Origin of the sequence: Bacteroides rodentium JCM 16496, from assembly GCF_000614125.1 — a bacterium.
Taxonomy (GTDB): Bacteria; Bacteroidota; Bacteroidia; order Bacteroidales; family Bacteroidaceae; genus Bacteroides; species Bacteroides rodentium.
Genome location: NZ_BAKJ01000022.1, coordinates 63,557 through 74,575, shown reverse-complemented (window position 1 = coordinate 74,575; position 11,019 = coordinate 63,557). Strand labels below are relative to the sequence as shown.

General features: G+C 49.5%; 5 protein-coding genes and 3 pseudogenes. All 8 read right to left on the bottom strand.

Annotated features, from left to right (window positions below; all coding sequences use genetic code 11):
* Positions 1–43 precede the first annotated feature (43 nt).
* The 8 genes and pseudogenes from JCM16496_RS11395 to rimP all read right to left on the bottom strand — a co-directional run bounded on the left by JCM16496_RS11395 (position 44) and on the right by rimP (position 10,757).
* Positions 44–1,305 (bottom strand): annotated as a pseudogene (locus tag JCM16496_RS11395) (cysteine desulfurase).
* Positions 1,306–1,516: 211 nt separating this feature from the next.
* Positions 1,517–2,859, bottom strand: a pseudogene (gene sufD, locus JCM16496_RS11390) (Fe-S cluster assembly protein SufD).
* Positions 2,860–2,876: 17 nt separating this feature from the next.
* Positions 2,877–3,632: a Fe-S cluster assembly ATPase SufC gene (gene sufC / locus JCM16496_RS11385; RefSeq protein ID WP_005824362.1), complete on the bottom strand. Its 756-nt coding sequence runs from the start codon at positions 3,630–3,632 to the stop codon at positions 2,877–2,879.
* Positions 3,633–3,677: 45 nt separating this feature from the next.
* On the bottom strand, positions 3,678–5,132 hold the full coding sequence (gene sufB / locus JCM16496_RS11380; RefSeq protein WP_025834391.1) for a Fe-S cluster assembly protein SufB: 1,455 nt from the start codon (positions 5,130–5,132) through the stop codon (positions 3,678–3,680).
* A gap of 48 nt (positions 5,133–5,180) precedes the next feature.
* Positions 5,181–5,693 (bottom strand): CvpA family protein, encoded by a 513-nt coding sequence (locus JCM16496_RS11375; protein ID WP_025834389.1) that lies wholly within the window; start codon positions 5,691–5,693, stop codon positions 5,181–5,183.
* 161 nt (positions 5,694–5,854) lie between these two features.
* Positions 5,855–8,902: a translation initiation factor IF-2 gene (gene infB / locus JCM16496_RS11370; protein WP_025834387.1), complete on the bottom strand. Its 3,048-nt coding sequence runs from the start codon at positions 8,900–8,902 to the stop codon at positions 5,855–5,857.
* Between the two features lie 118 nt (positions 8,903–9,020).
* A pseudogene (nusA, locus tag JCM16496_RS11365) lies at positions 9,021–10,285 on the bottom strand (transcription termination factor NusA).
* 4 nt (positions 10,286–10,289) lie between these two features.
* Complete coding sequence (gene rimP / locus JCM16496_RS11360) at positions 10,290–10,757, bottom strand: ribosome assembly cofactor RimP (protein WP_005824352.1); 468 nt, start codon at positions 10,755–10,757, stop codon at positions 10,290–10,292.
* Between the last annotated feature and the right edge of the window lie 262 nt (positions 10,758–11,019).

Genomic DNA, 11,019 nt, shown 5'->3' with positions numbered 1-11,019 from the left:
AAGACGCAAGGAATGAAAGAAAGGTTGCAAAGCTTTGCTTTGGTCAGAACATCCGGCTGACGCGAACTATACCTGCCACCAGCACATCTATCTCCTCCCGGGTATTGTAAAGTCCGAAAGATGCACGCACCGTTCCTTCGATGCCAAGACGCTGCATCAATGGTTGGGCACAGTGATGTCCCGTGCGTACGGCAATGCCAAGACGGTCGAGCAATGTACCCATATCGAAATGATGGATATCACCTACCAGAAACGATATGACACTACCCTTGTCTTCTGCCTCGCCGAAGATACGCATACCGGGAATCTCTTTCAGCCGTTGCATGGCATACTGGGTCAATTCGCGTTCATAGGCGGCAATCTTGTCCATCCCAACCAGCGAAACGTAGTCCAAAGCTTTGGCAAGTCCGGTAGTACCGATATAATCCGGCGTACCGGCTTCGAACTTGAAGGGCAGTTCGTTGAAAGTAGTTTTCTCAAAAGATACATGCTGAATCATCTCCCACCGCCCTGATAGGGAGGTATCCTATCCAGCCACTCCTCTTTACCATAAAGCACCCCTACCCCCGTAGGACCATACACCTTGTGAGCGGAGAAAACGAAGAAATCGGCATCCAGGTCCTGCACATCCACCGGCATGTGGGGAATGGACTGAGCACCGTCCACAAGCACCGGAACGCCCTGCTCATGGGCAAAAGCAATCATCTCCTTGACGGGATTGACCGTACCCAGCACATTGGAAACATGTGCCACACTGACAATTCTGGTACGCTCGGAGAACAACTGCCTATATTCGTCCAACAGGAGTTCGCCCTTGTCATTCATCGGAATCACCTTGATGGCAATTCCACGCTTGGCGGCAAGCAGCTGCCAGGGAACAATGTTACTATGGTGTTCCATCACAGAAAGAATCACCTCATCCCCCTCCTGCATAAATTCCTCACCAAAGCTGGAGACAAGCAGGTTGATACTCTCCGTCGTACCACGGGTGAAGACAATCTCATTCGTGCTGCGGGCATTGATGAAACGTCTCACCGTCTCACGCGAGGCCTCGTGCAACTCTGTAGCCTGCTGCGAAAGGAAGTGCACCCCGCGATGCACATTGGCATTGACCGAATAGTATTCGTCCGTAATAGCATCTACCACACAGCGGGGCTTCTGCGTAGTGGCACCGTTGTCCAGATAGACCAACGGCTTGCCATATACCTCACGGGAAAGGATGGGGAAATCAGCTCGAAGCCTCTCCCCCAACCCCTCCCTCGTAGGGAGGGGGGACAGGATACTCTTGTTTATATCGTTGTTCATAATGAATCGGGATTATAAGTTATGGATGATATTCTTATTCCGTATTAAAGCCCGTTTGATTCGCTCTGAGGGTGTGTCAGAATTCACCACAGATTACACGGATTAACACAGAATGAACTTAATCTACTGATAATCAAAGATGCTTATCTGTGCAAATCTGTGTAATCTGTGGTGAATACCAGTTTTGACACACCCTCTCGGGGGAGCGGCTTTACTTGCAGATGGCGCATCCCTGGCATTTGTTCAGTTCCCCCCGGAAACGCTTCTCTACCAGCAGATGCAGACGGTCTTTCAAAGCATCCAAACGGATGGTGTCGATGACTTCGTTGACAAAAGCGAACATCAGCAGCAGGCGCGCCTCACGCACCGGGATGCCACGCTGCCGCATATAGAAGAGAGCGCTTTCATCGAGCTGCCCCACCGTAGCGCCGTGACTACACTTCACGTCATCTGCATAAATCTCCAGCTGAGGCTGGGTGTACATATGTGCATCTCGGGTGGCACAAAGATTGCGTTGGTCTGTTGCGAACTGGTGTGCTGTGCGTCAGGGCGCACTAAAACCAGACCGGCAAAGGCACCTACAGCCTGCTCGTCAAGGACATACTTATAAAGCTCATTGCTGGTACAGTTGGGCACGGCATGATCGATCGTCGTATGATTGTCCACATGCTGATTCTTGTCTGCAATGGCCATACCGCACAGATTCAGCTCCGCATGTTCACCGGCAAGCGTCACACGGGTTGTATTCCGCGTAGTTCCGTTGTGCAGGGTCATGCCATTCAGCAATACATTGCTATTGGCTTCCTGCTTTACATACATATTGCTGATGCGTACCGTACTGGTGTGTGTCTCTTCAAGTTCATAAAAATCGAAAGTGGCATTCTCACCGGCAAAGATTTCTATCACCTGCGTTGCCAGGAAGTTCACGCTGTCCATCGCATGGTCACACACCAACAAGCGGGCTTGTGCGCCCTCCTCCAGAATAATCAGCACACGGCGGTTCACCATAAAATTGACGTCACCACGCAAGATATTCACCAGCTGAATAGGTTTCTCTACCACCACGTTCTTAGGAACATAAAACAGAACGCCGTCTTGTGCAAAAGCGGTGTTGAACGCCGTCACCCCATCCTCTGCCGTATCAGCCAACTTGCCATAATATTTCTTCACCAAATCGGGATGTTTCTCGGCCACCTCCTTCAGGCTGCCGAAGATAACCCCTTCAGGCAGATGGGACTTGGGCAAAGCCCTGCCATAAAAAGCATCGTTCACCACAAAATAAAGAGCAGTGCTCATATTGGGAACATCGCACTTGAACACTTCATAAGGATTCACCGGAATTTCCAACCGGTTCAAGTTCAAGCCATAATCCGGCTCAAAGAACTTGCTGATATCCGTATATTTGTATTTCTCCTCCTTACGGGTGGGAAAGCCCAAGCGCTCAAAGTCGGCAAAAGCAGCGGCACGCGGCGCATTCAGCACCTCGGCACTATGCCGGCATATCATCGCCTCCGTTTGGGAGAAAAGGTCTATGTATTGTTGCTCTACACTCATGTTTTCAGATTATGAGTTTATAATTCACCTGCTTCTTTCCTTATCCAATCGAAGCCACGTGTTTCAATCTCCTTCGCCAATTCCGGTCCACCGGTCTTTACGATACGTCCGCCCAGCAGTACATGTACCGTATCGGGTTTGATATAGTCCAACAATCGCTGGTAGTGGGTAATGACCATAGCACTGGTTTCCGCAGTCTTGAGTTTGTTGAAACCGTCGGCCACGATACGCAGGGCATCCACATCCAATCCGGAATCCGTCTCGTCCAGAATGGCAAAAGTCGGTTCCAACATCGCCATCTGGAATATCTCGTTACGCTTCTTTTCACCGCCACTGAAACCTTCGTTCACGCTACGGTTGGCCAGCTTGTTGTCCAACTCCACAATGGCACGCTTCTCGCGCATCAGCTTTAGGAACTCACTGGCCGACAAAGCAGGCAGATGGCGGTACTTGCGTTGCTCATTCACAGCCGCACGCATGAAGTTCACCATCGACACGCCCGGAATCTCTACCGGAGCCTGGAAAGAAAGGAAGATTCCTTCATGTGCACGGTCCTCAGGACTCATGGCAAGCAAGTCCTTGCCATTAAAAGTAATTGAGCCGCGCGTCACTTCGTAAGCAGGATGGCCTACCAACACATTACTCAACGTACTTTTACCGGCACCGTTCTGTCCCATCAGTGCATGTACTTCTCCATCACGTATGGTCAAGTTGATGCCTTTCAATATTTCTTTGCCATTGATGCTGGCATGCAGGTCTTTTATCTCTAACATCTTTGTATTTACTATTTGACTATTTACAATTTACTATTTAATAAATCACCCCACGCTTCCTTCCAGCGAAATGGCAAGCAATTTCTGCGCTTCTACGGCAAACTCCATCGGCAGCTTATTCAATACTTCCTTGGCATAGCCATTCACAATCAGCCCCACCGCATCTTCCGTAGAGATACCGCGCTGGTTACAATAGAATATCTGGTCCTCACTAATCTTGCTGGTGGTGGCCTCATGCTCCACGATGGCCGTTTCGTTTCGGATGTCCATGTAAGGGAAAGTATGCGCACCGCATTTGTCGCCAAGCAACAAGGAGTCGCACTGGCTGTAATTACGGGCATTGTCCGCTTTCTGTGCCACGCGCACCAGACCACGGTAAGAGTTCTCACTCTTTCCGGCAGAGATACCTTTGCTCACAATGGTACTCCGGGTATTCTTGCCCAGATGAATCATCTTTGTTCCCGTGTCTGCCTGCTGATGGTTATTGGTTACTGCCACACTATAGAACTCTGCCGTCGAATTGTCTCCGGAAAGAATGCAAGACGGATACTTCCAGGTAATGGCCGAGCCTGTTTCCACTTGTGTCCAAGACAGTTTACTGTCCACCCCTTTACAATGGCCACGCTTCGTCACAAAGTTATAGACACCACCCCGGCCCTCGGCATCACCGGGATACCAGTTCTGCACGGTGCTGTATTTCACTTCTGCACGGTCGTGCACCACAATTTCCACAATGGCCGCGTGCAACTGGTTCTCGTCACGCATCGGAGCCGTACACCCTTCCAGATAAGAAACGTACGAATCATCATCCGCCACAATCAAGGTTCTTTCGAACTGCCCCGTATTGCGGGCATTGATGCGGAAATAGGTGGACAACTCCATCGGACAACGTATCCCCTTCGGGATATAGACAAAAGAACCGTCGGAGAACACCGCCGAGTTCAGTGCCGCAAAAAAGTTGTCACGATAAGGCACCACCGAACCGAGATATTTCTGTACCAAGTCGGGATGCTCGCGTACAGCCTCGCTGAATGAGCAGAAGATGATTCCTTTCTCCATCAGCGTCTCCTTGAAGGTAGTCTTTACAGACACCGAGTCCATAACGGCATCCACAGCCATACCGCTTAACGCCATCTGCTCTTCCAGCGGAATGCCCAGCTTATTGAAAGTCTTTATCAACTCAGGGTCCACCTCATCCATACTCTTCGGACCCTCCTTCTTCTTCGTAGGGTCAGCATAGTAGGATATGGCTTGATAATCTATTTCGGGAATGCGGAGATGTGCCCATGTAGGCATCTCCAACGTCAGCCAGTGGCGATATGCCTTCAGGCGGAACTCCAGCAACCATTCCGGTTCTCCCTTCTTCTCAGAGATAAGCCGCACTACATCTTCATTCAGCCCGCGCTCAATGATGTCTGTATGCACGTCGGTCGTGAAACCGTACTTATACTTCTCCTGAGTGAGTTCCTTTACATATTTATTGGGTTCTTCTTGTTGCATCACTTCTATAATTACAAATTATGAATTACAAAATCACGGCTCACGGTATCAGTCAAAGTCTCCGTTTACAATCTGCTCCGTAACCGCCTTTGCCGCGGGAAAGAATATCCCGGCAAACTCTTCCATAGGATAATATAACACTGATTCTTTCTTTTTTGTTTTGCTAATCAGCGTATTGTCTCCGTCTATAAATTCGATGACACCAATCAGCAGGCTCGTCAGCAGGAGGTACTTCAAAGCTCCCAGACCGGCCCCCAACCAATGATTGAGCCAACCCAGCGAGACGGCCTCCATTGCCCGGGTCAGCAGAGAAGCCACCAGGGAGAAGAGCAAAGGAACAGCCAGCCAGATGAGGACAAATGCCAGTACTTGCGCCACTGTCATAGAGTCCGTCAACGTGGGGCACAGCTTCGCTGCCAACGAGGCATACAACGCCTTTGCCGCCAGCAGACCGACAATCAGCCCCAGCAAAGAGGCCAATTGCTTCACAAAACCTTTCATGAAGCCGATGATTGTGCCCAAGCCGAAAACAGCCAATATGATGATATCTATAATTGCCATAAAATTAATGTATCAATGTGCAAATGTGCTAATGTGCTAATATGCAAATGTGCTAATGGGGCAATGAGCAAATAGCTAATATGCAAAATGTGCCAATTGCCCTGCGGCATTTTCTGTACGCGCAGCCAATTGGCACATTAGCATATTTGCACATTATTCAATTATAATGTTTGCTTCACTTCTATTTCTTCGTAAGATTCGATAATATCGCCCACCTTGATGTCGTTGCAGTTTGTCAGGCTGATACCGCACTCGAAGTTGGTACCGACCTCCTTCACGTCGTCCTTGAAGCGCTTCAGGGCATTGATGGCACCTGTAAAGATTACGATACCGTCGCGTATCAAGCGGGCCTTGTCGCTGCGTTTCACCTTTCCGGTCTTGACCATGGCACCTGCCACCAGTCCCACCTTCGTGATGTTGAACACTTCGCGCACCTCGATGGTTGCCGTTATCTGCTCCTTCAATGTCGGTGCCAGCATACCTTCCATGGCAGCCTTCACCTCTTCGATGGCATCGTAGATGACGGAGTACTTGCGGATATCCACACCCTCCTGCTCTGCCATCTTGGCGGCAGCACCCGAAGGACGTACCTGGAAACCGACGATAATCGCATCCGAAGCGGCAGCCAGCGAGACATCCGATTCGGAAATCTGACCGACACCCTTGTGGATTACGTTTACCTGCACCTGCTCCGTAGACAGCTTGATTAAAGAGTCGCTCAACGCTTCCACAGAACCGTCCACGTCACCCTTCACAATCACGTTCAGCTCATGGAAGTCACCCAGCGCCAGACGGCGGCCCACTTCGTCAAGCGTCAGCATCTTCTGCGTACGCAGACCTTGTTCACGCTGCAACTGTTCGCGCTTGTTGGCAATCTCGCGTGCTTCCTGCTCCGTTTCGATTACGTGGAACGTGTCGCCAGCAGCAGGTGCACCGTTCAAGCCCAATATCAGGGCAGGTGTAGAAGGACCAGCCTCCTGCATGCGCTGGTTACGCTCATTGAACATAGCCTTCACCTTACCGTAGCTGGTACCCGCCAGCACGATGTCGCCCATCTTCAAGGTACCGTTGGAAACGAGTACCGTAGCCACATAGCCACGCCCCTTATCCAATGAGGACTCGATAATGGAACCGGTAGCACGGCGGTTCGGGTTTGCTTTCAGCTCCAGCATTTCTGCTTCAAGCAGCACTTTCTCCATCAACTCGGGTACACCGATACCTTTTTTGGCAGAGATATCTTGCGACTGATACTTACCACCCCACTCTTCCACCAGGAAGTTCATGGCAGCCAGCTCTTCCTTAATCTTGTCGGGGTTGGCAGTCGGTTTATCAATCTTATTGATTGCAAATACAATAGGAACACCCGCAGCCATGGCATGGTTGATGGCTTCCTTTGTCTGCGGCATCACGTTGTCGTCAGCAGCCACAATGATGATGGCAATATCCGTAGCTTTGGCACCACGGGCACGCATGGCGGTAAACGCCTCGTGGCCCGGAGTATCGAGGAATGTAATCTTACGTCCGTCGTCCAGCGACACGTGGTAGGCACCGATGTGCTGTGTGATACCACCCGCTTCACCGGCAATCACATTCGCCTTACGGATATAGTCGAGCAATGAAGTCTTACCGTGGTCTACGTGACCCATCACCGTTACAATCGGAGCGCGAGGTTCCAAATCTTCCTCATCATCCTCTTCCTCTACGATGGCCTGCGCCACTTCTGCACTTACATATTCTGTCTTGAAGCCGAATTCCTCAGCCACCAAGTTGATGGTCTCGGCATCCAGACGCTGGTTGATGGATACCATCATACCAATGCTCATACAAGTGGCGATGACCTGAGTAACAGAAACATCCATCATGCTTGCCAACTCGTTGGCCGTCACGAATTCCGTAATCTTCAGTACCTTGCTTTCTGCCATTTCCATGTCTTCCAATTCCTGCATACGGCTGGAAGCCATGTCACGTTTTTCCTTACGATACTTGGCACCTTTGTTCTTTCCTTTGGAAGTGAGGCGTGCCAAAGTTTCCTTTACCTGCTTTGCTACATCTTCCTCGCTAACCTCCTGCTTGATGACCGGCTTCTTGAAGCGGTCCTTATTGCGGTTGCGGTTATTATTGGCATTGTTTCCACCAGGCTGGTTTCCACCTTGCGGGCGGGCACCCTGACCTTGCTGGGCACCTGCGTGTCCACGGTCGTTGCCACCACGCTGGAAGTTGGAAGCATTGTTGATGTCCACTTTCTCCTTATTGATACGGACACGTTTCTTCTTGCCGTTGGCATCGCCGGCAGCAGTATCCTTCAACTTGCTGTCATCACGGCGGATTTCCTTAATGATAGCTTCCTTCATCTGCTTCTTCTGATCCTGGCGAATCTTTTCCTTCTCTTCACGCTCCTTGCGTTTCTCCTCTTTCGATTTCTTCTTCGGGCGTGTGGATTGGTTTAGGGCCGCCAAGTCTATCTGTCCGATGACATTAATCTTCGAAACAAACTCAGGCTGATGTATCTTGAAGATTTCTTCTCCTTCTTCTTTCCCCTCTTTTTCAACCGGTGCTTCTTCAGCCGCCGGTGCGGGAGCAGGCGCTTCTATCATTTCTTCCTTTTTAGATTCTTGTTGAGCCTCTACAACCGGAGCAGGCTCCTCCTTGACAACGGGTTGTGGCTGCGGTTCCGAAACGGGCTGCGGCTCGGGCTCAGATGCCGGCTGTACTTCCGGTTGCAGCTGTGGCTCCGGTTGGGGAGCAGGAGCAGGTTCCGGTTGCGGCGTTTCTACAACTGCCGGTTCCTCCACCTTCTTCTCCTCTACCGCTTTTTCCGCTTCTTTCTCTTTTTCCTGAGCAGGAGCAGGTCTACGGTTCAGTTTGTCCAAATCAATCTTGCCTACCGGCTTGAACTTCGGACGTGCGTCTTCCGGAACAACCGTCTTAATCTCCTCGGGCTTCGCTTTCTCCTGCGTTTCCTTATAGCCGTCAATAGACACGGACGCCTTGTTGCGGTCCTTGCTCTGACGTTCCTGGATGAAACGCTCCGACTTTATCTTAAGGTCCTTATCTGTACTAAACTCCTTTTTGAGCAGTTCGAACTGTTCATCCGTAATTTTTGTGTTCGGATTTGCCTCGACGGTAAATCCCTTCTTTTGCAGAAACTCGACAGCCGTCGTAATCCCTACATTCAAATCTCTTGTTACTTTGTTTAACCTTATCGTCATCAAATTTTTCTATTTACGATTTAACCATTTACGATTTACGATTGATAATACTCGGAGCGGAACGACTTACATTTACAATCAAACTCTAATCGTAAATCGTAAATCGTAAAATCGTAAATCATTCATTCTCCTCTTCAAACTCCTGTTTCAAAATGCGCAATACCTCGTCCACCGTCTCTTCTTCAAGGTCCGTCTTCTCAATCAACATCTCACGGGGAGCGTTCAACACAGCCTTAGCCGTATCGATACCGATAGCCTTGATGGCATCGATAACCCAACCGTCTATTTCATCACGGAATTCGTCCAAGTAGATGTCTTCATCCTCTATAGCCTCATCCAACTCGCGGAACACGTCGATGGTGTACTCAGTCAACATACTGGCAAGCTTGATATTCAAACCGCCTTTACCGATAGCCAGCGACACCTCTTCGGGTTTCAAGAACACTTCAGCCTTGCGTTCTTCCTCGTTCAAGCGGATGGAAGAAATCTTGGCAGGGCTCAAGGCACGCTGTATAAACAACTGGATATTGGACGTATAGTTGATAACGTCGATATTCTCGTTGCGAAGCTCGCGGACAATACCATGGATACGGCTACCCTTCACACCCACGCAGGCACCTACCGGTCAATGCGGTCATCGTAGCTCTCAACGGCAATCTTGGCACGCTCGCCGGGGATGCGGGCAATCTTCTTGATGGTAATCAGTCCGTCATTGATTTCGGGTACTTCCATCTCAAACAGACGTTGCAGGAAGACGGGCGACGTACGGCTCAGGATAATCTTCGGATTATTATTCTTGTTGTCCACACGTGCCACTACGGCGCGGGCAGTCTCGCCCTTGCGGTAGAAGTCACTCGGTATCTGTTCGGTCTTGGGCAGCAACAGTTCATTGCCTTCATCATCGAGCAGCAGCATCTCCTTCTTCCAAATCTGGTAGACTTCCGCATTGATGATGGTACCCACCTTATCAATGTATTTGTTATAAATACTATCTTTCTCCAGTTCCAATATCTTGGAGGCCAACGTCTGGCGCAAGTTCAAGATGGCACGGCGACCGAAGTTCGCGAAGATAACTTCATCCGTCACTTCCTCGCCCACTTCATAAGAAGCATCAATCTTTTGTGCTTCGGACAATGCAATCTGCAGGTTCGGGTTTTCCAAATCCTCGTCTGCCACTACCTCACGGTTACGCCATATTTCGAAGTCACCCTTGTCCGGGTTTACAATTACGTCGTAATTCTCATCGGTACCGAACATTTTCGCAATCACACTACGGAACGACTCCTCAAGTACGCTTACCATCGTGGTTCTGTCGATATTCTTCAGTTCCTTAAATTCCGAAAATGTATCTATCAAGCTGACAGTTTCTACTTTTTTGGCCATAGTCTTATTTAAAACTGATTAAGTATTTAGTGTATTTTATCTCTTCATACGTAAAGGTCAAGTCCTCGTCCACCAGCTTGGGACGCTTGGCACCTTCCTCTTTCACTTTCTTCTGAATGGTCACGACGAAATGCTGTTCGTCGGCTTCCTTCAACACGCCGCTGAGCTTGCGACCGTCCTTTGCCAACACTTCCACTTCCTTGCCGATGTGGTTGATGTACTGCTGCAGTACCTTGAAGGGCTGTCCGATGCCGGCCGAACCGACTTCCAACTCATAATCCTCATCCTCACGGTTCAACTTGGACTCGATGTAGCGGCTCAGCTCTACGCAGTCCTCAATCCAAACACCTTCTTTGTGGTCTATTTCCACCAAAATCTTGTCATCCGGGCTGATTGTCACCTCCACAAGGAAGTAGTCCTTTCCTGCCAGCCACTCGTCAACAATCTGACAAACAGTTTTCTTTTCTATCATAGATTAACCATTAGGAACAAAAAAGAGGAGCTTAATCGCCCCTCCACCTTTCATCCGTTTTCGGTTGCAAAGATATAAATAATCTGTTCGACTACAAAATATTAGAGAAAAAAGTTTTTATAGCACCACGGCTTTTTCATTTGAGGGAGTTAGAAGGAGCTATCTCCCTTCGGGCTTAGGAGTTAGAGGCCGATAGTATAATTATACATTAACGAAAGCTCTTTTGCGGAAAAATCCATTCAGTAACCCGTTGGCGGAATTA